Annotated in this window: 20 protein-coding genes; 12 read left to right on the top strand and 8 right to left on the bottom strand. The window is 72.2% G+C overall.

The genetic code is table 11. The features are described 5' to 3' along the window. Positions 1–171: 171 nt before the first annotated feature. Both ACFZBU_RS31240 and ACFZBU_RS31235 read left to right on the top strand, forming a co-directional pair. Positions 172–1,509 (top strand): M16 family metallopeptidase, encoded by a 1,338-nt coding sequence (locus ACFZBU_RS31240; RefSeq protein WP_391587048.1) that lies wholly within the window; start codon positions 172–174, stop codon positions 1,507–1,509. Beyond that, positions 1,506–2,873 (top strand): M16 family metallopeptidase, encoded by a 1,368-nt coding sequence (locus ACFZBU_RS31235; protein WP_391587047.1) that lies wholly within the window; start codon positions 1,506–1,508, stop codon positions 2,871–2,873. The genes ACFZBU_RS31240 and ACFZBU_RS31235 overlap by 4 nt, the downstream gene beginning before the upstream one ends. Positions 2,874–2,877: 4 nt before the next feature. Here ACFZBU_RS31235 and ACFZBU_RS31230 read toward each other — a convergent pair whose 3' ends face one another. Beyond that, on the bottom strand, positions 2,878–3,543 hold the full coding sequence (locus ACFZBU_RS31230; RefSeq protein ID WP_391587046.1) for a hypothetical protein: 666 nt from the start codon (positions 3,541–3,543) through the stop codon (positions 2,878–2,880). A gap of 77 nt (positions 3,544–3,620) precedes the next feature. Beyond that, positions 3,621–4,046, bottom strand: a complete 426-nt coding sequence (locus ACFZBU_RS31225; protein ID WP_391587045.1) for an ankyrin repeat domain-containing protein — start codon at positions 4,044–4,046, stop codon at positions 3,621–3,623. A 168-nt stretch (positions 4,047–4,214) separates the two neighbouring features. Between ACFZBU_RS31225 and ACFZBU_RS31220 the strand changes: the two genes are divergently transcribed. Both ACFZBU_RS31220 and ACFZBU_RS31215 read left to right on the top strand, forming a co-directional pair. Then, positions 4,215–5,096 carry an arylamine N-acetyltransferase gene (locus ACFZBU_RS31220; RefSeq protein ID WP_391587044.1) on the top strand — a complete coding sequence of 294 codons (882 nt, stop codon included), beginning with the start codon at positions 4,215–4,217 and terminating at the stop codon, positions 5,094–5,096. Between the two features lie 3 nt (positions 5,097–5,099). Continuing rightward, positions 5,100–5,771, top strand: coding sequence for an O-methyltransferase (locus ACFZBU_RS31215; RefSeq protein WP_391587043.1), 672 nt, complete (start codon positions 5,100–5,102; stop codon positions 5,769–5,771). A gap of 118 nt (positions 5,772–5,889) precedes the next feature. Here ACFZBU_RS31215 and ACFZBU_RS31210 read toward each other — a convergent pair whose 3' ends face one another. After that, complete coding sequence (locus ACFZBU_RS31210) at positions 5,890–8,712, bottom strand: DUF6493 family protein (protein ID WP_391587042.1); 2,823 nt, start codon at positions 8,710–8,712, stop codon at positions 5,890–5,892. Further along, positions 8,709–10,106, bottom strand: a complete 1,398-nt coding sequence (locus ACFZBU_RS31205; RefSeq protein WP_391587041.1) for an SWIM zinc finger family protein — start codon at positions 10,104–10,106, stop codon at positions 8,709–8,711. Before ACFZBU_RS31205 ends, ACFZBU_RS31210 begins: the two co-directional genes overlap by 4 nt. Before the next feature lie 488 nt (positions 10,107–10,594). On the opposite strand from ACFZBU_RS31205, the gene ACFZBU_RS31200 reads away from it, so the two are divergent. Further along, positions 10,595–11,461, top strand: coding sequence for a helix-turn-helix transcriptional regulator (locus tag ACFZBU_RS31200; protein ID WP_026219056.1), 867 nt, complete (start codon positions 10,595–10,597; stop codon positions 11,459–11,461). 49 nt (positions 11,462–11,510) lie between these two features. Here the strand turns inward: ACFZBU_RS31200 and ACFZBU_RS31195 are convergent, their stop codons facing one another. From ACFZBU_RS31195 to ACFZBU_RS31185, 3 genes are all read right to left on the bottom strand, one after another. Next, positions 11,511–11,747: a DUF397 domain-containing protein gene (locus ACFZBU_RS31195; protein ID WP_020554482.1), complete on the bottom strand. Its 237-nt coding sequence runs from the start codon at positions 11,745–11,747 to the stop codon at positions 11,511–11,513. A gap of 468 nt (positions 11,748–12,215) precedes the next feature. Beyond that, the gene (locus tag ACFZBU_RS31190; RefSeq protein WP_391587040.1) at positions 12,216–12,650 is read right to left on the bottom strand and encodes an ATP-binding protein; all 435 of its coding nucleotides are present in this window, start codon (positions 12,648–12,650) and stop codon (positions 12,216–12,218) included. Positions 12,651–13,056: 406 nt separating this feature from the next. Further along, on the bottom strand, positions 13,057–14,127 hold the full coding sequence (locus ACFZBU_RS31185; RefSeq protein WP_391587039.1) for a hypothetical protein: 1,071 nt from the start codon (positions 14,125–14,127) through the stop codon (positions 13,057–13,059). A 290-nt stretch (positions 14,128–14,417) separates the two neighbouring features. On the opposite strand from ACFZBU_RS31185, the gene ACFZBU_RS31180 reads away from it, so the two are divergent. From ACFZBU_RS31180 to ACFZBU_RS31155, 6 genes are all read left to right on the top strand, one after another. Further along, positions 14,418–15,437: an acyl-CoA dehydrogenase family protein gene (locus ACFZBU_RS31180; protein WP_391587038.1), complete on the top strand. Its 1,020-nt coding sequence runs from the start codon at positions 14,418–14,420 to the stop codon at positions 15,435–15,437. Next, entirely contained in the window at positions 15,437–16,594 is a 1,158-nt protein-coding gene (locus ACFZBU_RS31175) for an acyl-CoA dehydrogenase family protein (RefSeq protein WP_391587037.1), read from the top strand. Before ACFZBU_RS31180 ends, ACFZBU_RS31175 begins: the two co-directional genes overlap by 1 nt. Before the next feature lie 291 nt (positions 16,595–16,885). Next, positions 16,886–19,342 (top strand): serine/threonine-protein kinase, encoded by a 2,457-nt coding sequence (locus tag ACFZBU_RS31170; RefSeq protein WP_391587036.1) that lies wholly within the window; start codon positions 16,886–16,888, stop codon positions 19,340–19,342. A gap of 124 nt (positions 19,343–19,466) precedes the next feature. Next, entirely contained in the window at positions 19,467–19,637 is a 171-nt protein-coding gene (locus ACFZBU_RS31165) for a hypothetical protein (RefSeq protein WP_391587035.1), read from the top strand. A gap of 265 nt (positions 19,638–19,902) precedes the next feature. Further along, complete coding sequence (locus tag ACFZBU_RS31160) at positions 19,903–21,066, top strand: FAD-binding oxidoreductase (protein WP_391587034.1); 1,164 nt, start codon at positions 19,903–19,905, stop codon at positions 21,064–21,066. 89 nt (positions 21,067–21,155) lie between these two features. Further along, entirely contained in the window at positions 21,156–23,447 is a 2,292-nt protein-coding gene (locus ACFZBU_RS31155; RefSeq protein WP_391587033.1) for an FdhF/YdeP family oxidoreductase, read from the top strand. 166 nt (positions 23,448–23,613) lie between these two features. On the opposite strand, the gene ACFZBU_RS31150 is transcribed toward ACFZBU_RS31155, so the two are convergent. Further along, the gene (locus tag ACFZBU_RS31150; protein WP_391587032.1) at positions 23,614–24,795 is read right to left on the bottom strand and encodes an FAD-dependent oxidoreductase; all 1,182 of its coding nucleotides are present in this window, start codon (positions 24,793–24,795) and stop codon (positions 23,614–23,616) included. Positions 24,796–24,891: 96 nt separating this feature from the next. Here ACFZBU_RS31150 and ACFZBU_RS31145 point away from each other — a divergent pair, with 96 nt between their 5' ends. After that, positions 24,892–26,100, top strand: a complete 1,209-nt coding sequence (locus tag ACFZBU_RS31145; protein WP_391587031.1) for an ATP-grasp domain-containing protein — start codon at positions 24,892–24,894, stop codon at positions 26,098–26,100. Positions 26,101–26,103: the final 3 nt, after the last annotated feature.

Here is a 26,103-nt window from a genome sequence, read left to right as displayed (position 1 = left end):
ACCCGCACACCCGTCGCCGCCCACCCGGCGACACCCTCACGACGACCATCCACCCGGTGTATCCGCCCGGGCGGGTGGTCGTCGTGCGTACCGGGTCCGCCCACCCGTCGCGCGCGCCTGGAACAATGGCGATCCATCGTCGAGCGCCGCGACCCCTCGGAGGGACCTGACGTGCCGTCAACTTCCGCCCACTTCCCGTGGGCCCTGCACCGGACCAGGCTCGACAACGGTCTGCGTGTGGTGGTCTGCCCCGACGCCACGGTGCCGCTCGCCGCGGTCAACCTCTGGTACGACGTGGGATCACGGCACGAGGTCGAAGGCAAGCACGGCTTCGCCCACCTCTTCGAGCACCTGATGTTCGAGGGCTCCGCGCACGTGGAGAAGGGCGGCCACTTCGCCGCGATCGAGGGGTGCGGCGGCGACGGCATCAACGCCTCGACCAGCCCGGACCGCACCAACTACTACCAGACGGTGCCCTCCGGACAGCTGGACCTCGCGCTGTGGCTGGAGGCCGACCGGATGGGCTCGCTCGCGCTGACCCAAGAGACCCTGGACAACCAGCGCGAGGTGGTCAAGAACGAGCGCCGGCAGCGCTACGACAACGTGCCCTACGGGACCTGGAGCGAGGAGATGATGGCCCTCGCCTACCCCGAGGGCCACCCCTACGCCACCTCCACGATCGGCTCGATGGCCGAGCTGGACGGCGCCGAACTCGCCGACTTCACCGCGTTCCACGAGACCTACTACGCGCCGGACAACGCGGTGCTCACGGTGGTCGGCGACGTGCGGCCCGAGCAGGTGGTGGCGCTGGCCGAGAAGTACTTCGGCGGCATCGCCCCGCGTGGTTCCTTCCCGCAGCCCACCCCCGCGCCGCTGCCGCCGCGCTTGGGGGCCGGCCGGCATGTGACGGTGCACCGGGACGTGCCCGCGCCGCGCCTGTTCCTGTGCCACCGCGCGCCGCGCTTCGGCACCCCGGACGCGGCCGCCGCGAGCGTGTTGGCGACCGCCGTCGGCCGCGGTCGGGGCAGCCGGCTGTACCGGGAGCTGGTCACCGCACGCAATCTGGCCCAGGCCTCCGGCGCGTTCCTGTCCGCCTGGAACCACCTGCACTTCGAATCGGTCCTGATGGGCTCGTGCGCTCCCAGCGAGGGCGTCGAACCGGGGGAACTGCTCGACGCCTACGTCGGGGTCTGCGACGAGGTCGCGCGCGAGGGGGTGACCGAGGCCGAACTCGACCGGGTGCGGGCGGTGTTGTCCGGCGAATGGCTGCGCGAGGTGGCCACCGCCGCCGGCCGGGCCGACGCGATCGGCCGATTCACCACCCGATTCGGCGACGCGGAGTCGATCCGCGGCCACCTCGACGAGTTGCTCGCGGTCACCGCCGAGGACGTGCACCGGGTCGCCCGCGACCTGCTGCACCCGGACAACCGGATCGTGCTGGAGTTCCGCCCGCAAGCCGCCGAGGCCGGCGCCGACATCGAGACCACCGAGCCGGAGGCCGCCGCATGAGCGAGCACATCGCGACCCGCCACACCCTGGTCGCCGAGCGACCCGCCGGCGCGGCGCCGCGCCCGTACCGCTTCCCCGAGGTCCGCCGGGTCACGGTGGACGGCGGCGAGGTGATCGGCGCACACGTGCCCGGACGCAGCCTGGCCTGGGTCAAGTTGGTGATGGAAAGCGGCGCGCTGCACGAGCCGGTCGGCCTGGACGGCCTGGCCCGGATCACCTGCTCGCTGCTCGACGAGGGCAGCCTGGACCGCGACGCGGACGCCTTCGGCCTGGCCATCGAGGCGCTCGGCGCGAACTGGCGGCTCGCCTGCGGGTGGGAGACCCAGGAGGTCGGCCTCGACCTGCCCGCCGATCGACTCGGCGCGGGCCTGGAGCTGGTCGCCGAGGCGGTCCGTCGGCCGGCCTTCGCCGACGGCGACGTCGAGCGCTTCCTCGCCGACCACGTGCGCTCGCTGAAGACCTCCTGGGCCCAGCCCGGCACCCGCGCCGGACTCGCCTTCCGGCGGGCCCTGTTCGGCCCGGACAGTCGGCTCGGCGGACTCCTCGGCGGCACTCCCGACACGGCGATCGCGCTGGACGCCGACGCGATCCGCGGCTTCCACGCGGCGCGGATGACCGCGCCCGGCACCCTGGCGGTGGTCGGCGACCTGGACACGATCGACCTCGCCGCGCTGGGCCGGACCGTCTTCGCGGGCGCGACCGGCACCGCGACGCGGGCCGAGCTCACCGGAACCGCCGACACCCCCTCGACCGGGCGCGCGATCGTGGTGGACCGCCCCGGCGCCGTGCAGTCGGTGCTGCGGATCGGCCACACCGCGCCGCCGCGCTCGACCCCGGACCTGATCCCCATCGAACTGTTCGCCGACGTGCTCGGCGGCGCCTTCGGCTCCCGGCTCAACCACCTGCTGCGCGAGGTCAAGGGCTACACCTACGGCGCACACGCGAGCTTCGGCCACGGCCGCCGCTCCGGCTCGTTCACCGTCTCCGCGTCCGTGCACACCGAGGTGACGGCCGCCGCGGTCGTGGACACGATCGGCGAGATCCGCCGGATGCACGCCGACGGCGTCACGCCGGACGAACTCGCCGCCACGCGCGCCCACTCGCTCGGCAGCATGCCGATCAACCTGCAAACCCCCGGAGGCATCGGCGGCCGACTGGTCGAGGCGATCGTGCACGGCCTGCCGGACGACCACGTCACCGCCGAATACGCGGAGATCCTGGCCACCGACCCGCAAGCGGTCGACCGCGCCGCACACACGCACCTGCGCCCGGACGAACTCGCCGTGGTCGTGGAGGGCGACGCGTCCCGCATCGTGCCCGACCTGCGCGCGGCGGGCTTCGAGGTGGTGCCGTCCGAGCTCTGACCCCTCACTCGCCCGCCACGTAGACCTGCCGGTATCCGCTCCACACCGCCGGTCCCAAGTCCTGTGGCACATGCGGGGGGAGCGGCCACATCGGGCCGCTCACCTCGCACAGGACCACGTGCAGCCCCTCCCCCGCGTCGAACCAGCGCAGGCCCACCGCCCCGGGTGAGCGCAGCAGTTCGGCGACCGCCTCCTCGTGCAGCCAGCGTCCCATCGCCGCGCCCGAGCCGTGCGCGGTCAGGTGCAGCAGCTTGTCGCCCGCCGGGAAGAGCCGACTCGCCGACACGTTGGGCCAGCGGCGGATCTCCCGGCAGTCCAGGCGCGAGGAGGTGACCGCGCCCATCAGTTCGGGCGGCAGCCGCGTGCCGGCGGTGTCGTGCAGCTCGCCGGCGGCGGCGAGCACCCCGACGTGCTTGAGGTCGTACACCGTCAGGTAGCGCGCCGCCGGCGGCCCGGCCTCGGCCTCACCGTTGCCGAACGCCCCGCACAGCACGAAGCGGCGGGCCCGCCGGAAACCGGGCATCCGCAACAGGTCGTCGTGGTGCCGGTCGCACCAGGGGGAAAAGGTGCCGTCGAGCGCCTCGGGCAGATCCGACCGCAGGTGCAGCAGGCCCGCACCGGTGGGAAACCCGTCCAGGTCCAGACGCGGTATCGCGGGTTGGTCGGACATCGTTTGCGCCTCCCCCGGGTCCCTCACGCTTGGCTGTCCCTGGCGCAGGCGGGCACTGACGGAGGGTCATAGCCTTGTTACCCACCGGTCGGGGAAAGCATGTCCTCTTTGCCGAACATCCGGGCCGCCTCGCGGGCGCTCGGCGTGCCCGCGTCGGGGTCGGCGCCCGCGCCCACGAGCGCCGCGACCACCTCGCCCTCGCTCTTGAACACGGCGCCCGCCAGCGGGGTCTGCCCGCGGTCGTTGGCCCGGTCCGGGTCCGCGCCGCGGGTGAGCAACGCGCGGACCGCGTCGGCGTGTCCGTGGTAGGCGGCGAGCATCAGCAGGGTGTCGCCCCGGTCGTTGGCCAGGTTCACCGGCAGGCCCGCGTCCACGTAGCGGCCGAGCGTCTCGGCGTCGCCGGTGCGCGCGGCCTCGAACAGCCGCCCGGCCAGCTCCTGGATCGCCTGTTCGTCCTGTTCGGACCGGTGTTCCGGCTGCTGCTCCGGCTGCTGCTCGCTCATGGTCGACCTCCGAGAACACGACGACGTACGGCTGTGGCGGTCGAGCCGACACCGGACCCGACCGGATCCGAACCTATCGGGTGGCGCGCCGCCGCAACGGCGCCGCCGGCCGAGGCGCGCGTGTGAGAATCGGTGCGATCGTGGCCCCGGATCCCAAGGAGACGGCTCGTGCGCCATCCGCACCACCTCGACCTCGACGCCTACTTCGCCCGCACCGGCTGGTCGGGCGAGCGGGCACCCACCTGGGCGACACTGCGTTCGCTGCACCTGGCGCACGTGGTCGGCATCCCGTTCGAGAATGTCGAGGTCCTCCTCGGCGGGGTGCCCTCGCTGGAGCCGGCCGATCTGGAGGACAAGCTGGTCCGTCAGGGCCGGGGCGGTTACTGCTTCGAACACAACCTGCTCTTCGCCCGCGTGCTGGAGGAGTTGGGCTTCGGCGTCACCCGGCTGGCCGCCCGGGTGCGGATGGGCTCGGACGAGATCCGTCCGATGACCCACATGCTGCTCTCGGTCGAGGTGCCCGGCGAGGCGCACCCCTATATCGCGGATGTCGGCTTCGGCAGCGGCGGTCTGTTGGAGCCGCTGCCGCTGCTGCCGGGCGTGGCCAGTCCGCAGGGGGCGTGGCGCTACCGGCTGGTTCGCGAGCGGGACCTGTGGCTGCTGCAGACCGTATACGGCGAGGACGGCTGGTTCACCGTGTACGCGTTCACCCTGGAGCGCCGGGAGTTGGTCGACTTCGAGGTGGCCAACTGGTACATCGCGACGCACCCGAGCTCGCCGTTCCGCAATACGCTGCGAGTCCAGTGCAGCGGTCCGCATCGGCGTGCGTACATCGACGACCGGCGGCTGACCGTGGTGCACAGCGACGGGTCCCGGGAGGAACGCGAGTTGGCGAACGATCACGAGGTGCTGCGGCTCCTGGTCCGCGACTTCGGGTTGCTGCTGCCCTGGGACACCGCCTTCCCCGCGCCGTCGGCGCCGTCCGAGCCATCCGCGCGCCGCGAAGGGCCCCGACGCCCCGAATCCGCCGCGCGAACCGAGGAGAGCTGAGCCATGTCCTTCGACAAGCAGGTGCAGGTCACCGCCGAGCTGTACGACTACATCCTGGACCACTCGCTCGCGCCGGACGACGTCCAGCGCGGGGTGATCGAACGCACCCGGGAGATGGGCCGGTTCGCCGGCTTGCAGGTACCGGCCGAGCAGGGCGCGCTGTTGACCCTGCTGGCGGGCGTGATCCGACCGAGGGTCGCGGTCGAGGTCGGCACGTTCACCGGCTATTCGGCACTGTGCATCGCCAAGGGCCTGGCCGAGGGCGGCCGGCTGCTGTGTTGCGACGTGTCCGAGGAGTGGACCACGATCGCCCGCGAGGCGTGGCGCGAGGCGGGCGTGGAGGACCGGATCGATCTGCGCATCGCCCCGGCCCTGGAGACGCTGGACGCGCTGCCCTCGCACCCGCACATCGACCTGGCGTTCCTGGACGCGAACAAGGACGGCTACATCTCCTACTGGGAGGCGCTGGTTCCCCGGATGCGCCCGAACGCACTGCTGATCGTCGACAACGTGCTCTACGGCGGCCTGGTCCTCAAGCCGAGCGGCGACCCGACGCCGGAGGCGGTGGCCGCGTTCAACGCACACGTCAAGGCCGACCCGAGGGTCGAGCCGGTGATGCTTCCGGTCGCGGACGGGATCACCCTGGCCCGGGTGAAGGACCTGAACGAGCTGTGATCCGAGGGCCGGACGGGCCGTCGCCGGCCCGTCCGGTCTCTTCGACCCGTCCGGTCTCTTCGACCCGTCCGGCGTTCGCGGCCCGTCCGGCGCGCGGGTGCCGTGCGCAGCCGCCCGTTCAGCCGCGATCGGCCAGGATCCGGCGCAACCGCTTCGCCTCGCCGACTGCCCGTGAACTCCCCTTCCGGTCGGCCAGCGCGTCCAGCCCCGGGATCGACCCGGCCCGCGCGCCGCCGCTCGCGGCGGTCTCCGCGGCCACCGCCAGGGCGTCCGCGAGGCCGGTCTGCTTCGTACCGGCGAGCAGATCGGGCAGGAAGCCGCTCAGCACGCCCCACACCGCCCGCCCCGCACCCGCCCGGGCCGCCTCCTGCAACGAGGTGACGACCCGGGTGGTCTTCAGGCCCCGGGTACGCACCGCCTCGCCGATGTCGCGGCCCAGCGCCGCGGTGTCCCACGCGTCGCCCCGCGCCGCCAGGGTCACCATCGCATCCACCGCGGCGGCGCGATCCTCGGCCGTCTGCGCGCCGAGCGCGTAGGCCAGCGCGAGCGACATGCCCGGTCCGAGCGGGCCGTGCGCCTCGGCCAGCGCGGGCAGGATCTCCGCGCCTCGGCAGATCCCGTCGATCCCGTGTTGGGTACGGATCGCCACGTGCGCGGCGAGCGCGTCCCGGTCCCGGGGCAACACCAGCGGCCAGCAGTGCAGATCCGGCTCGGTGTTCTCGGACCGTCCGCCGCCGCGCGCGGCGGCCCCCGGGTCGGCCAGGTCGTACAGGACCAGCGCGCTCTCGGGCAGCAGCTCACGATCGCCGGGGGCGACCGAGGCCAGGGGGCCGTCGAAGTACACCCAGCCCCGGTCGCCGTAGGAGAACTCGCGGTGGATCCGGTCGAAGCGCCGCCGCCCGACGACCGCGGCCGGCGGCCCGCCGGCGGCCAGCACCGCGGCCACCCGCAGCCCGGCGGGCGAGCCGAGCCGGCCGGCCCGGGCGACCACGGCGGGGTCGACATCGGCGGGCAGCCGCAGCAGCGCCTGGTCGACGTCCCGACGCCACGGGGTGTATCCGGAGGCCTCCCACTGTTCCAGGCCCGCCACGAGGGCCTGGGGGTCCACGAAACCGCTCGCGTCGGCGATCTCGGCCAGGTGCGGGCCGCTGCGCGGCAGGCGCAGCCGGGTGCCCACCTCGTACAGGCGCGCGAGCAGGAAGCGCTGGGTGGGTTCGAGTCGCTCGATGTCGACCTTGGCGCCGGGGATCAGTTGGTGGTCGGAGGCCTCGGTGCCCTTGCCGAACAGGCTGCGGAACCAGCCCGATCGGGAGCCGCCGTAGCCGGTGGCGGCGGCCACCATCGCCCCGACCGCGCCCTGCACCTGATGGATGAACCACTGCTGCTCGATGATGTGCGCGTGCCGTTCGGTGAGCGGCAGCAGCGCGGTGTGCAACGCCTCGCGGTCGCGGGCGTGTTCTCGCAGCATCGCGGAGACGATCCGCTCCACCGCAAGCGGGTCGGTGGCCCGGCCGCGCGTGCTCACCCACGGATTGGGGGTGCCGGCGAACAACACCGCGAGTTCCTCGACCAGTTCGTCGAGCGAGTCGATCGGCGGCGGCAGCTCGCGCACCGGCGGCGGCGCGAGCTGCGGCGCCGAATCCGGCTCGGCGGCCACGCTCTCGCCGAGCAGGGCCGCCGCCTCTTGCCGCAACGCCTCGCCCAGCAGCGGCAGTTGTCCGCGCACCTCGTCGAACACGAGGGCGGCCTGGTCCGGGGCCAACCTGCCGACCTGCTTGGCGATCAGGGTGAGTGCGCGCTCCTGGAGGTCGACCGCGGCCGATCCGAACGCGGTGCAGGCACAGGCGAGCAGGCTGCCCGCGTGCTCCGGGTGGCGCTTGATCGCCTGGCCGAGCCAGACGAGTTGGCTGCGGACGAGCTTCTTCTCGCTCCGGAACAGCACCGACCGGCTCGCCTCGGCAAGTCGCTCCGGGTCCAGCCGGCCCGCGGCGTCCAGCCGGCGCAGCACCTCCTGGGCGGTCCCCGCCACCGGTGAAGGTGCGTCCGGGAGCAGCCGCAGGTAGGAGTCCACGCGGGCGGCGAGTTCGTCGTCGGTGGGCGCCATCGCATCGTGCATGCGGACGAACGCGCGCAGCGCGTTCGGGCGTTCGCCGCGCAGCAGGCGGGAGAGACAGCCGTCCAGGACGGTGTCCCGCTCGATCAGCTTCGCATCGGCGAGTTCGGCCAGCGCGGCGCCCCAGCCGGGCTGCCCGGCCTGCTTCCAGGACTCGTGGTTCTCCAGGTGTGCGCCGACCCCGGGAACCTCGAACAACGCGGGCAGCAGGTCGGTGAAGTAGCGGTCCTCGCGCAGCCGTTCGGTGAGGGGGCGCCCGTTGCCCTCCTGCCCCACCTTCGCCACCCAGCGGACCACGAAGCCGGTCGTGGTCGGCGTGGGCAGACCGCTGCCGCGCACCAGGGCGTCCACCACGTCCCAGTGGTTGCCCCACGTGTCCACGGGCATCTTCGCGGCGAGCCGCTGCACGATGTCCGGTATCCAGGCCGGGTTGCGTTCGGCGAGCAGCGTGTGCACGGCCCGTTCGGCGCCGGGGTCGGTGGTGGTCCAGCTCATGTCCTCGCGGGAGAGCCACTGGGCGATCCCGGCGGGTCCGCCCAGGCAGGCCACACCGACGTAGCGCAGCGGGCGCATGCCGTGCGAGGTCTCCCGGAACGAGCGGACCGCCTCCTTGTAGTCCGGCAGCAGCTTGCGGCGTTCGGCCTCGGTGCGTCCGGCGAACAGGGCGACGATCGGCGCCGGGTTCTCGCCCGCCCGGTTCTGTTCGAGCAGTGCCACTCGCACCTGTGCCCACGTGAGCGGTGCCCGGGCCGGCGTTTCGGTTCCGGCGGGAGCTTCGCTCCCGGTCGTCATCGGTTCGGTTCCGGTCGTCGGCTCGGTCCCGGTCATCGGTTCGCCTCCTGCGCTGCGGGGGCCGTCGCGGTCGGGTCGACGGCGGCCCGCCCGCGCACGATCTGCGTGGCGAGCAGATGCTTGCAGGGCCCGCGTCCGCCGCGGTACTCGGCCCACCACTGGCACGTGCAACTGCCCGCCCCGGCCAGTCGCAGGCCGTAGGTGTGGTCGCCGCTGCGCACGCTCGCGGTCTCGCCGGTCCCGGTCAGTGTCACGGCGCCGGCGGCCACCAGGGCGTGGGCGTCCCGCAGGCGCGGGTTCATCCGCTCCACGCTGCCGGTGTCATAGGGGAGCTCGCGGTGGTAGTAGGCCGCCTCGGCGACGTCGTAGCCGATCCGGCCCCCGGTGCCCAGCCGGACCAGTGCGGCCCGCACCCGGTCGGCGGCGAGCCCGGAGCGGGCGGCCAACTCGCCCACCTCGACCCGGGGTTCCCAGGCCAGCAGAGCCGAGATCAGGTCGGCGTCCGCGGCGCCGGAGTCGGCGGCGAGGCCGGTGAGCACCGCGCCCTCGCCGGAGAAGCCCCGCGCCGGGTCCGGCGAGAGGGTCAAGGTCAGCCGCATGCCCGGCAGTTCGATCTCCCACGCGGAGGACACCGCGGTGCTGCGCGCGTGCACGGCGGGTCCGTACACGCGCAGCGCGAGGGCGTGGCGCAGCAGCCGGGTCAGCGCCTGGAGCCGGTCCGGCCCGGGCAGGCACACCGCGCCGGGCAGCGGGCGGGCGGTCAACCGCAGCGAGCGCCCGGCCGGAACCGCCCACAGCGGCTGCCTGGCGCCGCGTGGCAGCGCACGCAGGAAGCGCACCGCCTCGCCCGCCGCAAGCTCGGCGCGCAGGTCGAACCCGGCCGAGATCACCTGGACTTCGGCGAATCCGCGCAACCAGCGCTCGGGCAGCGGGACCTTCTTCTCCACGACCGGTCCGTCGAACGTGGTGACGGTGACGTCGTCGGGCCCGACCGCCAGGTGCAGCGGATCGGCGCCGCCGACCTTCGCCAGCGCCTCGCGCAGCGGCGCGTTGACGTCCACGTTGGTGGTGCCGGTGCCGAACATCTCGCCGTCGATGCCGGCGGGCAGGACGTCCAGCCGGGCGTGCACGCCGCAACAGGCGGAGAAGGACTCGAAGCGCAGGCGGTCGCCGTTGCCGGTGACCACCGGGTCGAGCAGGCCCGGCCGCATCGGCTGGTAATAGCGGGCCGCCGCGACGTCGGCGACCGCGAGCAGCCCGCCCGCGGCTGCCTCCGGGGCGGTCAGGAAGCCGTCGAAGAAGCGCGGGAAGGGGCTCAGGCCGTGCGAACTCAGGCCGCCGCAGGTCTGCAGGCCGAGCGAGCGTTCGCCGTCGGTGGCGGCCAGGGTGGACGACCGCAGGTAAGTAAAGGAGTGCACCGGGGAGGACATGCGGAAAACGTAGACACCCCGTCCGACAGCGGAGTCGGCCCGGGACGGCGCCTGTTCGGCCGATCGCCCGCCCGGACCGGGACGCGTGCGGAGGGCCTGCGCCGCCGACTCCGGGGCGCGGGGCGTCCGTCCGTCCGGCCGGTTCGGGTTCGGGCGCTCCCCGGGTCACCCGCGCGGCGGTGGATGCGACACGAGTCACGAGGTGCGCGCGTAGCGTGCCCGTCGGCTCGTTCGTTCGTCGGAAACATCCGGATTACCCGATAGTAGAGGGGGATTCGGCGTGCCGCGGCATCGATTAGGTGGTATCACCTGTGCGAGCATGGGCGGCTGGGGCCCGGGCCCGAACATGAGCGGCGAAACTGCGGCACGTGGACGACTCGGGTGGGTGGTGGCACATCGTCAAGAGAGTGCTGTTGTAACCATGATCCGAGGACGCGTGGCAACGCGCCGGCATACTATGCGCTGGTCCATTCAGCCGGAGGTAGCAGATGCCCGCAACGCAGCCGGGGAGCGGCTCGACGGTTCGCCGTATTCTCCTCGGTTCCCAGCTTCGCCGTCTGCGCGAAGCGAAGGGCATTTCGCGGGAGGAGGCCGGATACGAGATCCGCGCCTCCGAATCGAAGATCAGTCGAATGGAACTGGGACGCGTCAGCTTCAAGGAGCGCGACGTGGCTGATCTCCTCACGATGTACGGCGTCGGCGACGAGACCGAGCGGGCGGCGCTCCTGGGCCTCGCGGCGGAGGCGAACGCCCAGGGCTGGTGGCACAACTACAACGACATCCTGCCGAGTTGGTTCCAGGTCTACGTGGGCCTGGAGGAGGCCGCCTCGGTGATCCGCACCTACGAGGTGCAGTTCGTGCCCGGCCTGCTCCAGACGCCGGAGTACGCGCGGGCCGTGGTGATCGCCGGTCAGCCCTCCGCGTCGGCGGCCGAGGTCGACCGCCGGGTGGGCCTGCGGATGCAGCGGCAGTCGATCCTGTACCGCGACAAGCCGCCCAGGTTGTGGGTCGTGCTGGACGAGGCGGCGCTGCGGCGGCCGATCGGCGGTCGGGACGTGATGCGCGATCAGGTCCGGCACCTGATCGAGATGGCCGCCCTGCCGAACGTCACGATCCAGATCATGCCGTTCCGATTCGGTGCGCACGCGGCCGAGGGCGGCCCGTTCCTGCTGTTGCGGTTCCCGGAGAGCGACCTGCCGGACGTGGTCTACCTGGAGCAGCTCACGAGCGCGCTCTATCTGGACAAGCGCGACGAGGTCGACGCGTACACCGAGGTCATGGACCGGTTGAGCGTGGACGGCATGCCGCCGGACAAGAGTGTGGATCTGCTTCAGCGGATCCTGAAGGAGAACTGACCCGGGTCGACGTGTGGACCCACCCGGGCGGAGCGTCCCGGGCGGGCTTTCACGCGAGCAGGTTGTCGAAGTCCCCGTCCTTGACCCCGAGGATGAGCGCCTCGATCTCGGCGCGCGTATAGATCAACGCCGGCCCGTCGGGGTGGCGCGAATTGCGGACCGCGACGTCGCCGTCCGGCAACGCCGCCATTTCGACGCAATTGCCTTGCGAGTTGCTACGGCGACTCTTCTGCCAGGTGACCCCGTCGAGCGCGGTCGCCGATACCCCGTTGTGCGTTGCCTGCATGACGCTTCTCCTGGACCTCTCGCCGAGCGACCCGACGGCGGTCGCCCGCCCCCCGGTTGCGGCACGTGTCGTTCCTTCGTCCCGGTCCGTCGCAATTTCTTCCAGAACCGGTCCGACTTACGCATGCACGTGCATCTGACCATGCATATGCAGCGTACAACGGTGATGATAGCGCAGCCCGACTTCACTCACACGGGAGGGCTCATGCATTCCTCAAGGTTTCAAAGGAAGCGTAAAAGCTGCTTAAGCAGTGGGGGACGAAACGGGCGTAAGAATGCAGAAAACCCGTCGAAGGATCGACGGGTAAACGCTTCGTGGCCCTAACTCGAATACCGCTGCACCGGATACCGCCGGATTCGGTCGGCACCGGATTCGGTTGCCGCTACCGAATGTGAATTAGAACTCTCCGCAAAGCTGCAACGCGAACACCGCAACGCCATGCGTTCCATGCATTGCGGAACGTGTTTGTCAGGCCGGTATCTCGAACATCGCCCAGACGACCTTTCCGGTGCGTCGGCCCATCCCGTCGAGCGGGAACCAGCCCCACGAGTCGCTGAAGCAGCCGACCAGATACAGGCCTCGACCGGATTCCTCGTCCTCGCCGCCGGCCTGGGTCTCCGGGAGGCTCTCGCCGGGATCCTGAACCGCACACATCACGCGCTCACCCTTGCGCAGGAGCGCGAGTTGGATGTTGTGCGCGACATCGCCCGCATCGTCGCGGCCGGCGCCGAGGCCGTGACACAGCGCGTTGGTGACCAGCTCGGACACGACCAGTGCGAGGTCGTCCTCCAGGCACGCCGCACCCCAACCGGCGAGCACCGACTGGGTGAAGTCCCGAGCGGCCTTGACCGACTCGCGGCGGGCGGCGAGGGCTTGTATCGCGATATCGGATGTTGGGCCCATATCCCCGGCCAGAGGCTCCATCCACTGAAACGTCGACGTCCGGAACCCTGCGGGACTCGCGACGGTCATCCGTGCCTCCGAGCGGGTACTGGTCCCCGGCCTGTTGGGAACGCCGCCAGAGGACTCGCCTCACAGAGCGTCCATGCACATGCGCGTGCACATGCACACACTTCATTATGAGGATGCCGACCCCAACTGCAAGACCGGATGCACGTGCATCGACGATTTCTGCGTCTGCACCGCGCCGATGCACGTGCATTTCGATCGACCAAGGGTTGCTTTCCGCCCGGTTCCCGGACATATCAGGGAACCGGGCTTTTCCTTCTTTTGGCCATACCTCGGGAATAATCCGGACAAGCTACGCACACGGTGGTCGCCCGACTCCCGACCGTGCCCGATCGAGCACTCAGGCCGAGGCGCCCGACGGCTCCCTGGGGGCCTCCCGAGCCGGGTCGGGCGAGTCGTTCCGACGACCTGTGAATTGGATCACCAGGGCCGCACCGGCGAGCAGGAAGACCGCCAGACCGGGACCGAACAGCAGCCACGGCATGACCGAGACCTCGGTGTCCTCGTCCGGAATGCTGTCCGCGTCCTTGAAGGTGTCGATGTTCGCGCCGATGTTCTCCACGAGGGCGTTGAACTTGACCAGGATGCGGTCCGTCTCGACCAGGCCCTTGCCGACCTTGGGGTACTGCGTGGACAGTTCGGCGGTGAACTGCGGGAGGGGCTTGCGCAGCAGCGCGGCCATCGACGGGAGCGACTTGGTCTTCATCCCGGCCGCCATCTTGCCCAGCGTGTCCAGGTCGTTGTGCGCCTGCTGGTATCCGGCGTCGGTGAAGGTGGGCCGGAACGCGGTGAACATCTTCTCGGACGCCTTGGTCTTGCCGATCACCCCGGTGGCGAAGACGCCGATCACCATGCCCAGACCGACCACCGCCGCCAGCGACAGGCACACCGTGCTCAGCACGACCCGGTTGCCGATCAGGGAGAACAGCAGGCCGCCCGCGCCGACCACGAGCAACACGATCCCCGGCACCAGATAGAGATAGGTGACCGCGGTGTTGGGTGCGTCCGCCGTCGGGATGTCGTCGGCCTGACGGAAGTTGCCGGCCTGCGTCTCCATGGTGCCCGCGAGCTTGTTGAACCGGGGCATGATCGTGGGCAGTTCCTTGAGCCCCTTGCCCACCTCGGGTGCGGTCACGCCCATCAGGTTGATCAGCGCCGGCGTCTCGATCCCGGCCTGCTTCGCCAGGCCCGGCAGCGTCTCCGCCTGGAGCTGCGCGAGCATCTCGTTCATCGTGATGAGATCGGTCCGGCTCTGCGCGATCGCGGCCGGGGTGAAGGCTGGGCGGAAGTCGTTGGTCAGATCGTCGACAGCCTGCGTCTTCTTCGGCAGGCCGGCGGCCAGCGGGAAGATGATCAGGGCCGCACCCAGCAGGGCGATCAGCACCAGCGCCACGTGGCGGTATGCACGCACAGCGGGTTCTCCCTTCGCTTTCCGTTATTCCTCGGATCGTATGGGTGATCGGCTCGATCGCCCCGGACCCGCACGGCGGAAAGCACCTGTTCTCGTTGTTTGTCACTCGGGCAGCCGATCCTCGCAAAGAGCAACCCGCCAGTCAGCTACTGGCAAGTAATGTCATGGGATCGAGATCTCCGGCACATCGCCCGCCCGGGCGGGCGATGCCATGGATCACGCCACCGCCAGGGGCTACGTTTGCGCCGGCCGGCTCGTTGCGAGCGGCGAGGTGTGAACGGAGGTCGCCGGTGGATCTTGAACCGACGGAAGATCAAAAGGCGGTACGAACCGCCTTTTCGGAGTTCTTCGCGGACCGATGCCCCATTTCCGTGGTCCGCGCGGCCGAGCCGCTCGGATTCGCGGCGGACCTGTGGCGGCGACTGGCCGCGATGGGCGCGCCCGGCATGGCGCTGCCCGAACGGGCCGGCGGTGGTGGAGCCGGCCACTCTGATCTGATTCTGCTGCTGCACGAGGCCGGCCGGGTCCTGGCGCCCGTGCCGCTGAGCGGGCACCTGGCCGCGTCCCCGCTGCTGGTCGACACACCGTGGGGCGCGGAGGCGGCCGAGGGCACGTTGATCGCGGCGCCCGCACTGCGGCCGACCGTGGACGGACTGGCCCGCCTGGTGCCCGGCGGCGCGGTCGCGCACGTCGTGGTGGCCCTGGACGAGGACGAACTGGTCGCCGTGCGCGGCGAACCGCCGACGACCGCACCGGTCAACCACGCGTGCGCGCCGCTCGCCGACCGGTACGTGCGCGACGACCGCGGCGGTCGGGTGGTACTGGCCCGCGGGGACGAAGCGGCACGGCGTTTCGCGATCCTGCGCCGCGAGTGGCAGTTGTATACGGCGGCCACACTGGCCGGACTGGCCGAGCGGGCGTTGGAGCTGGCGGTGGCGTACACGCTGGAGCGCGAGCAGTTCGGCAAGCCGATCGGCGCGTTCCAGGCGATCCAGCAGGGGCTGGCCGACCTGGTCGGGCCGGTGGACGGGATCCGACTGCTGGCCGCCCGGGCCGCGTGGTGCGCCGACGAGGGCGATCCCGCGGAGGCCGGCCGGCTCGCGGTGATGGCGTTCCTGGCCGCGAGCGAGGTGGCCCGCACCACGACGTATCGCGCGGTGCACTTCCACGGCGGATACGGGGTGACCCTGGAATACGACATCCAGCTCTACTTCCGCCGTGCGCGGGGTTGGCCGCTGGTCCTGGGCGACCCGGACGAGGAGTACCAGCGGTTGGCCGACGACCTCTTCGGACCCGTGGGGAGCATCTGATGGACTTTCGACCGAAGGAATCGGTGGAGGAGTTCCGGCGCTGGATCCGGGCGTTCGTCGCCGAGCACCTGACCGAGGACATGGTCGAGCGGGCCCGGCGCACCGGCACGTTCCACGACTGGGAGTTCCATCGCGCGCTCGCCGCGACCGGGGTGATCGCCGAGGGCATGGCCGGCCCCGGGCGCAGCACCGGCCGCGATCCGTTGGAGTTGTACGTCCTGTTCGACGAACTCGGGCTGGCCGACGCACCGTTCTTCGGGCTGGCCAACACGATGCTGGTGGCGGGCATCGTCGAACAGATCGGCAGCGCGTTCCATCTGGCCGAGGTGTTGCCCCGGTTCCACCGCGGCGAGGCGATCGCGGCGCTCGGCTACAGCGAGCCGGGATCGGGCTCGGACGTGGCCGCGGCGGCCACCCGCGCGGAGCGCGTCCTGGGCCATCCCGAGGACGAGCCGGTGTGGCTGGTGAACGGGCAGAAGATGTTCACCACGCTCGTGCACGAGGCCGGTTACGTGATCCTGTTGACCCGCACCGACCCGGACGTGGCCAAGCATCGCGGACTGACCATGTTCCTGGTGCCGATGGATCTGCCGGGCATCTCCTTCCAGCCGGTCGAGACGATGGGCGGAGACCGTACCAACATCACCTACTTCACCGACGTCCGGGTGCCCGACCGCTGGCGGCTGGGCGAGATCGACGGCGGGTGGGGCGTGATGAAGGTGGCGCTGGCGTACGAGCGCGGCGTGTTCGGCAACATGAACCAGGGTGTGTCGCTGCTGCGGCGGTTCACCCGGTGGGCGGCCGAGACCGGGGCGATGGACGACACCTCGGTGCGCAAGCGGCTGGCCCGAATCGCGATCGACAACGAGATCACCGGGCTGCTGGCCCTGCGCCCGGCGCTGATCGCGAGCGCGGGCGGGTTGCCGACGACCGAGGGCTCGATCGCGAAATTGTTCGCGAGCGAGGCGTACAACCGCGCCGCCGAGGCGTGCCTGGACATGGCCGGGCCCGAAGGCCTGCTCGGCGAGCCCGGGGACGCGTGGTTCGTCGACCATGCCGCCCGGGACGCTCCGGTGACCACGATCTACGGCGGCACCAGCGAGATCCAGCGCAACAACATCGCCGAGCATCGATTGGGGCTGCCGCGGGCTCGCTAGTGCCGCGCCCGGATCCTGGTGGGGCCGCGGCCGGAATCGTTCACCGGTTCCCGGTGCCCGGCACCGGGGGCGTGTCCTCGATCCCCCGCCGGGCACCGCGGCGCGGATCGAGGACACGCCCGGGGCCGGCGGATCTCGGGGGTCGGGGGCGCGCGCCGGTGGTGCGATGCCCGGCCTCCACCGATATGACGGGCTCGGATGGCGGGCGGCCGAACGGGTGGCCGGATCGCGGGCCGCTTCATGGCAGACTTCGGCACCGTTCACACCGGTGAGCGAAACGGAGTTTCTGCCATGCGGCCGCTGCACGACGAGGACCCTTCGAGCGTTGGCGCCTACCGACTGGTGGGCCGGCTCGGCGAAGGGACCACGGCTCGGACCTATCTGGGGGCCGCGCCCGACGACACACCCGTCGTCGTGCGGGTGATCCGGGCCGACCTCGGGCGCGATCCCGCCTTCCGGGCCCGTTTCGGCGAAGAGGTGGACGCCGCGCGGCGGTTGCCCGGCCTGGGCACGGCGGTGATCCTGGACGCCGACACCACCGGGCGCCAGCTCTGGTACGCCACCACGCACGTCCCGGGCCCGACTCTGGCGGAGACGGTGCGCCGGCACGGCCCGCTGCCCGGCCACTCGCTGCGCGTACTCGCCGGTGAACTCGCCGCCGCCCTGGGTCGGTTGCACGCCCTCGGGCTGCACCACGGCCGCCTGGACCCGAGTTCGGTGCTGCTCGGCCCGGACGGGCCGTGGTTGCCCGGGCTGGGGATCGCACACGGGTCGGCCGGCTCGTCGGTGACCGCCGACGGCGTGGTGATCGGCACCGTGCTCGACTCCCCCGGTTTCCGTTCGCCGGAGCAGGTCCGGGATCTGACGGTGGGTCCGCCGAGCGACGTGTTCTCGCTCGGGTCCGTGCTCGCCTTCGCCGCGACCGGCGCGGGCCCGTTCGACCGGGGCGGCGCGGCCGGTTCGGTCGCCGATCGAGTCGCCGAGGGTGATCCCGAACTCGGCGACGTACCCGCGTCGTTGCGCACCCTGATCGCCGCATGCCTGGTCAAGGACCCCGCCCTCCGGCCCGCACCGGAGGAGGTGGTGCGGGTCGCGGCCGGCACCCCCGGGCCGACCTGGCTGCCCGCGGCCGGCGCCGCGTGGGTGGCCGAACGGGTGGCCAACCCGTGGGAGCCGCCCGAGCCGATGCCCGGCAGCGAGCCGTACGCGCCGGGCACCGTACCCGCCCCGCCGCCCGGCAGCGCGCCCACACCCGCGGCCGACGCCGAACCCGCCCCGATACCGACTCCGGCGCCGGTCCCGGCCGAGGCCGCGACCCCGGCGGAGCCGCCGGTCGCGCCCGAGGCCGCCGCGCCGTCCGCCCGGACGGACGCCCCCTCCCGCGCCCACCGGTCCGGTACCCGGGCCAAGCCCCGCCGCGGCTTCCTGGCGGTCGCGGCCGGCGCCGCGGTGCTCGGCGGCGCGCTGGCGGCCTGGGCGCTGAGCCGAGGCGGCGACTCGCCCAAGGCCGCGCCGAAGCCGCCCGTGCCGCCGCCGACGCCGGTCGCCTCGGCCGGCCCGAGCACGCCCTCCTCGGTGCAGGAACTGACCGTGTGGACCACCGAGAACCTGGTGCCCACCGCGCTGCTCGGCGATCTGGGCCTGGAGTTCGGGAAGCGCGGTGCCGGGATCCGGCTGGGCAGCCGACTCCAGTCCAGGGCCGGCTACACCCAGGCCCTGGAACAGGCGTTGCGCGCGGGGCGCGGGCCGGACGTGTTCGAGTTGGACCTGTCGGCCGTGGCCCGGTTCAAGGCGGCCGACCTGATCATGGACCTGACGCCGCATCAGAGCCGCTTCGACACCAACACCTGGTTCCCCGCCGTGCGCGCCTCGGTCACCTCCGCCGGTCGGATCATGGCGCTGCCGCTGGCCGCCAACGTGCCGGTGGTGCTGTACGACCGGGGGCTTTTCCAGGCCGCCCAGGTGGGCGTGCCCACCGACCGGGTGACCTGGGTCGCGGACCTGGAGAAGTTGCGCCTGGCCAACGCGAGCAACCCCGACTACCGCGCGCTGTACGTACCCGGCGGCGCGTGGCCGATCCTGGCCTCGTGCGTGTGGGAGGACGACGGCACGATCGCGGTCCAGGAGGGCGACGCGTGGCGCGGCACGCTCGATCTGCCCGGCTCGGTCGAGGGGGCCAGGTTCTTCCGTCACCTGCAGTCCTACGCGCCGGACGCGATCGGCGTGGCCAACGACGACCCGTCGATCGTCACCCGGGTGGCCAAGGGCAACGTCGCGTCCGCGATCGCCGACTCGACGCTGTACGACGCGGTGGTGGCGAGCAACCCGGCGCTGCGCGCGGTGCTGGGCGCGTTCCCGATCCCGGGCCGGACGGGCGGCAAACCGGCCGCCGTCGGCGTGCGCGGCACGGTGCTCGCGGTGTCCGCCGGCAGCCTGTTCAAGGAGGCCGCGATGGACCTGCTCGCGCTGATCGCCACCGAGCGCTGGCGCTCACGGATCGCGACCGACGGCCGACTGGTCCCGGTGCGCACCGGCCTGGACCGGGCGGTGCCGCCGGACAATCCGATGATCCCGGCCTCGATCGCCGCGCTGCCGGTGGGCGGGCGGGCGTTTCCGGTCGCCCCCGGCTGGTCCGAGCGCCCGCTGACCGAGCTTTCCAAGCAGACCTTGGCCGGCGCCGACCCACTGGCCGCGGCGGCCGCGGCGAACACGATCGTGGCCCGCGAGTTCGGCGTGTCGCCGGCTTGACGGATCTCCCGACCGAGGCGGACCGGCACGCGTCCCAGGGTTTGGGCAGGATCCACATCCCGCCGATCGGAGGAGCCGCACCGCGCCGTCGTGGCACGACGACCCACAGGCGTCAGCAGAGCAGGTGACACCGGAGGATGGCACGTCGGCCCACCCGAGCGCGGGCATCGACCTCCATCGGAAGCTCCAGGCGTACTCGACCGCGCCGAAGGACGTCGACGAGCTCAAGGACCCGGCAGGCCGGATCCCCGCCGTGCTCGCGGGGCAAGTCGGCGATGCCGCGCGGACGCCGTGATCGGTGCCACGTTCGACAAGGACGCCCAGCTCTGATCCCGGATGGGTGACCGCCCGCCCCTTGTCCCCCACACGGCGCAAGAAATCCTCAAGCGTAAGCCCGCCGCGGTGCACCGCGGCGGGCTTCCCGCATTACCCACCCTCCGCGATCGCACCGCCGCCTACCGTCGGGTCACTTCCCCTTCGGGTGACCGGCGGTTTCCGGATTCGGCAGTACATGTCCCGCCGTCGAGTCGCTCTCCGAGCACACGAGGATGCGGTCCGTCATGTCCGGAAGCCCCGATCCCTCCCGGGCCGATCTGCTCCGCGGCAGCCTCACCGCCGTCGCTCCCGCCGCGCACGATCTGGTCTCGCACTTCTACGCCCTGCTGTTCCTGCGCCGGCCCGACCTGCGCGAGCTGTTCCCGCCGGCCATGGATCTCCAGCGCGACCGACTGCTCGCCGCGCTGCTGCGACTGGGCTCGGGCAGCGACGAACCGCACGAGCTGCGCCGCTTCCTGCGCCAGTTGGGCCGGGACCACCGCAAGTACGGCGTATTCGACGAGCACTACGACGCGGTCGGCTCCGCGCTGATCGGCGCACTGGCCCGCTACCTGGGCGCCCGCTGGACGCCCGAACTCCAGGCCGCCTGGCTGGAGGTGTACACCTGGGCGGCGGCGGTGATGATCGAGGCCGCCGCCGACGACGCCGAGGAGGCCCCGCCCTGGTGGGACGCGGTGATCACCGGCCACGAGCCGCGCGGGCGGGACATCGCGGTGATCACCGTGCAGCCGGATCACCCGCTGCCCTATCACCCCGGCCAGCACGTCACGGTGGAGACCCCGTGGTGGCCGAGGGTGTGGCGGCACTACTCGATCGCCAACGCCCCGCGCGTGGACGGCCGGCTCGAACTGCACGTGCGCGCGGTGCCTGCGGGTTGGGTGAGCAACGCGCTGGTGCACCGTGCCCGGGTCGGCGACCACATCCGGCTCGGGCCCGCGCGCGGCGGCCTGGTGCTGCGCGGCGAGACGCTGCGCCGCACGTTGTGCGTCGCCTCCGGGACCGGTCTGGCGCCGATCAAGGCGCTGGTCCAGCACATGGCGCAGCGACAGTTGGCCAATCGGGCGCACGTGTTCATCGGCGCGAAGTACGGGGTGGACCTGTACGACCTGAACGCGCTGTCCGCGATGGCGGAGGTGTACCCGTGGCTCAACGTGATCCCGGCCGTCACCCACGACCATTCGTTCGCCGGTGATCGGGGCGCACTGCCCGACGTGCTGGCCCGGTACGGCCACTGGCACGACCACGACGTGTTCGTCAGCGGGTCGGCGGCGATGGTTCGGGCCACCGCACACCGGCTGACCGGCGAGTTGGGCGTCGCCCCGCAGCGGCTGCACACCGAGAGTCTGGACGAGATCGCCCAGGGTCCGCGGTTGCTCCAGGGCTGCTGAGCTGCGGACATCCGACCGTGGGGGCGTAACGTACGGGGCACCAGGGTCGCGTCCGAGCGACCGGTTCGAACAGCAGCAGGAGCGCCCGCATGGTCAGCAAGCCGCCCGTGGACGACGTCGGCGACGAGGGCCTCGTGGTCGGCCCGCCCAAGGAGTACGCGGCCGGACTGCCGGCCGTCGCCTGGTCGCTGCGCCATGCCGGCCGCCAGATGGGGGTCAAGCGCAGCCTGCTGACGCTGGTTCAGGTCAACCAGAAGCAGGGCTTCGACTGCCCCGGGTGCGCGTGGCCGGAGCCGGACCATCGCAGCATCGCCGAGTTCTGCGAGAACGGCGCGAAGGCGGTCGCCGAGGAGGCCACCGTGCGCCGGGTGGGCGCGGACTTCTTCGCCGCGCACCCGGTCGCCGAATTGGCCGAGAAGTCGGACTACTGGCTGGGCCAGCAGGGCCGGCTGACCGAGCCGATGTACCTCGCCGAGGGCGCCACGCACTATGCGCCGATCTCGTGGGAGGACGCGTTCGGGGTGGTCGCCGAGGAGTTGACGGCGCTGGACTCGCCGGATCGGGCGGCGTTCTACACGTCCGGCCGCACCGGCAACGAGGCCGCGTTCGTGTACCAGTTGTTCGTGCGCGCGTTCGGCACGAACAACCTGCCGGACTGCTCCAACATGTGTCACGAGTCGAGTGGCTCGGCGCTGACCCAGACGCTCGGGGTCGGCAAGGGCAGCGTGTCGCTGGAGGACCTGTATCAGGCCGACCTGATCTTCGTGGTGGGCCAGAACCCGGGCACCAACCACCCGCGGATGTTGTCCGCGCTGGAGAAGGCCAAGCAGGCGGGCGCCTCGATCGTGGCGGTCAACCCGTTGCCCGAGGCCGGCCTGCTGCGGTTCAAGAATCCGCAGAAGGTCTCCGGCATGCTCGGCTCGGGCACCACGTTGACCGACGAGTTCGCGCAGATCCGGCTGAACGGCGACCTGGCGCTGTTCCGGGCGCTGAACCGGCTGCTGCTCGAAGCCGAGGACGCCGCGCCGGGCACCGTGCTCGATCGTGCGTTCATCGACGAATACGCGCACGGCTTCGAGGAGTTCGCGGAGGACGTGCGGACCACGCCGTGGGCCGACGTACTGGAGGCGACCGGGCTCCCGCGCGAGCAGATCGAGCGCATCCATCGGCGGGTGCTCGACTCGCGGCGGATCGTGGTGTGTTGGGCGATGGGCCTGACCCAGCACAAGAACTCGGTGCCGACCATCCGCGAGGTGGTCAACTTCCTGCTCCTGCGCGGCAACGTCGGGCGGCCGGGCGCCGGGGTGTGCCCGGTGCGCGGGCACAGCAACGTGCAGGGCGACCGGACGATGGGCATCTATGAGAAGCCCTCGGCGGCGTTCCTGGACGCGTTGGAGAAGGAGTTCGGCTTCGCCCCGCCGCGCGAGCACGGGCACGACGTGGTGGACGCGATCCGGGCGATGCGCGACGGCCGGGTCGAGGTGTTCGTCGCGCTGGGCGGCAACTTCGTCTCGGCGACCCCGGACACCGCCGCGACCGAGGCCGCGTTGCGGGCCACCCGGCTGACCGTGCAGGTCTCCACCAAGCTCAATCGTTCGCATGCGGTCACCGGCCGGCGGGCGCTGATCCTGCCCACGCTCGGTCGCACCGAGCGGGACCAGTTCGTCACCGTCGAGGACTCGATGAGCGCGGTGCACATGTCGCGCGGCAAGCTGCCGCCGGCCTCGCCGCACCTGCGCTCCGAGGTGGCGATCGTCTGCGGGCTCGCCGAGCGGGTGCTGGGTGATCAGGGGCGGGGCAATCGGGTGTCGGTGCCCTGGCGCGACTTCGCGCGCGACTACGACCTGATCCGGGATCGCATCGAGCGGGTGATCCCGGGCTTCACCGACTTCAATCGGCGGGTGCGCGAGCCCGGCGGCTTCGTCCTGCCGCACGGGCCGCGCGACGCGCGGACGTTCCCGACCACGACCGGCAAGGCGAACTTCTCCCGCAACGACCTCGTGGTGCTGCGGGTGCCCGAGGGGCGGCTGATCCTGCAGACGGTTCGCTCGCACGACCAGTACAACACCACGATCTACGGCCTGGACGACCGTTATCGCGGGATCAAGCAGGGCCGCCGGGTGGTCTTCGTGAACCCGGCCGACCTGGCCGCACTCGGCATCGCGGACGGCTCGCTGGTCGACCTGGTCGGCGAGTGGAGCGACGGCACCGAGCGCCGGGCGCCGTCGTTCAAGGTGGTGTCCTACGACACCGCGGTGGGCTGCTGCGCGGCCTACTTCCCGGAGACCAACGTGCTGGTGCCGCTGGACAGCACGGCGGACGAAAGCAACACGCCGACCTCGAAGTCGATCGTGATCCGGCTGGAGCCACACTCGCGCTGACCCGGCGGCCGGGGGTTGTCCTCAAGCGCCGGACGGGCCGGATTTTTGCTCGGTCGGGGCCTGCGGGCTGCGGATTCGGGTGTCCTCGAGTGCCGGACGGGCCGGATCGGGGCGTCCGGCGCTCGAGGTCGCCTGTGCCAAGCCCGTTCTCGATGGCTCGCCGGCCCTAGAAGCGGGCTGCGAGGACGGCTGCCAGCCGGCGGGAGGCGAAGCCGGTGCCGTGTACGAAGCGGACCACCGGGCCGAAGGTCGCCGCGGCCGGCGGGCCGGTGACGTACAGGCCCGGCACGGTCGTCTCGAAGGCCGCGTCCAGCGCGGGCAGTCCGCCGACCGTGGCGATCCGCCGCCGCACGTGCGGCGCGAGGAAGCCGAGCGCGGCCAGGTCGACCCGGTAGCCGGTCGCCGCCAGCACGTGGTCCGTGTGCACCTCGCGCTGGTACCCGGTCCGATCCCGGAGCAACATCCGGGCCCGTCCGTCCGGCTCGCGGCAGGCCCAGGTGATCGTCTGCGCGTCCCGCACCGGGACCCGCCCGTCCAACCGATCCCGCAACCACCACGCGGCCGAGGGGCCGAGGATGCGCCGGGCCAGGTCGACCCGCACACACGCGGGCAGCAGCCGGAAGGCGGCCGGTCCGCGCGCGGCGGCGGCGACCGACCACCCGGCGCCCAGCGGCGAGTCCGGGGTGAGTCGCCGGGCCCGGCCCGGCTCGGGCCGCGCGGCGAAGCGCACCCGCTCGGCCCGGCCGAACACGCGCACCCGCGCGGCGCCGCCCTCGTGCAGCAACGCCGCGCTCTCCAGCGCGGATTGCCCCGAACCGATCACCACGATGTCCCGGTCCGCGCCGAGTTCGGCCAGGTCCGGGTGCTCGGCGGAGTGCGAGACCAGGTCGGCGCCCAGGTGTTCCAGCACGGGCGGCACGTAGCGGTGCGCGGCCAGTCCGGTGGCCAGCACGACCGCGTCGACCTCGACCTCGGCGCCGTCCTCGCGGCCGAGCGCGAAGCCGTGTCCGGCCGGTTCCACCCCGATGATCCGCACCCGTTCCACACCCGGCACCAGTCGGTCGGCGTACCAGCGGCCGTAGGCCGCGAACGTCTCCCGGGGCACCGGCTGATCGCCCGTCAGCGGCCGTTCGTCCCGCGCGCGTTGGTAGCAGGCCAGGTCGAATCCCGGCCTCGGTGCGGCGATCGAGGATGCGTCCGGCCGGGATTTGAGCAGCATGCCGACCGGCATATGGCGTCGCCAGCTCTCCATGGGCTCGCCGAACACCCGGGTGGTCACCCCGAGTTGGCGCAGGTGGGCGGCAAGCGAGAGGCCGTAGGGGCCGGCTCCGACGATGGCGACGGTCATGGTGTGCGTCCTTCGGGTATTCGGCACGAATTGTTGGCTTATCCGGTGAAAAGTCGGGTCGCGCTGCTAGAAAGGTCCGGACGGGGAGGCAACGACATGGGTGGGCGAGCAGTCGAGCTGGATCGTTCGGTGCCGGCGCTGCTGTTCAAGGTCGGCCGCTATCCGCTGCATCAGGGCTCGGTCGGCGCGGTGCGCTCGCTCGGCCGGGCGGGTGTCGCGGTGCATGCGGTGGTCGAGGACGCGTACACCCCGACCGCGCTCTCCCGGCATCTGCGTCGGCGACACGTCTGGCCCACCACGGGTCTGGAGGACCCGGCCACGCTGCTGGATCGGTTGTTGCGGATCGGTCGTCGCCTGCCCGCCCGCGCGGTGCTGGTGCCCACCGACGACGAGGCGGCCCTGCTGGCCGCCGGCGCGCAGGACCGGCTGGCCGAGTGCTTCCTGCTGCCGAAGGTCGATCCGGACCTGCCCGCGGGACTGGCCGGCAAGCGCGGTCTCTACCGGCGCTGCCTGGCCCACGGGGTGCCCGCGCCGGACACCCGGTTCCCGGCGGACCGGGGCGGACTCGTGCACCACGCACGGGAGTTGGGATACCCGGTCGTGGTCAAGAACCTCGCGCCGTGGGATCGACTGCGCGCCCCGGTGGTGGCCGGCACCACGCTCGTGCCCGACGAACGCGCCCTGCTCGCCCTGGTCGGCACCCCACGCGCGGTGTTGTTGCAGGCGTACGTGCCGCGTGCGGTGGCACAGGACTGGATCGTGCACCTGTACGCCGCGCCCGACGGCCGATGCGCGCCGGTGTTCACCGGTCTCAAGCTCCGGTCCTGGCCGCCGCACGCGGGAGTGACCACGTACGCACGCGCGTTGGCCAACCCGGGGCTGGCGCGCCGGTCGGCCCGGTTGTGTCGGGCGATCGGCTATCGCGGGCCGGCCGATCTGGACTGGCGGCTGGATCTGCGCGACGGCCGGTACAAGCTGGTCGACTTCAATCCGCGGGTGGGCGCCCAGTTCCGCATGTTCGAGACCGAGCGCGGGCTGGACGTGGTGCGCGCGCTGCATCTGGACCTGACCGGTCGGGCGATCCCGACGGGCGCCCAGCGCGAGGGCCGGCGCTACGTCGCCGAGCACCTGGACGTGGCGGCCCTGCTCGGCTACCGGGGCCGGACGGGCGCGGCTCGTCCACCCGGATACCCGCCGGTCCGCGGCGGCCTGGAGAGCGCCTGGCTGGCCTGGGACGACCCGCTGCCCGCCGCGGCGGCCGCGGTTCGGGCGCTCGCGGCGGCCGTGCGTCGGTACGGGCGCTGAGGG

The sequence above is a fragment of the Embleya sp. NPDC008237 genome, assembly GCF_042956465.1.
Classification (GTDB): Bacteria; Actinomycetota; Actinomycetes; order Streptomycetales; family Streptomycetaceae; genus Embleya.
This window is presented reverse-complemented; position numbering and strand designations above follow the sequence as displayed.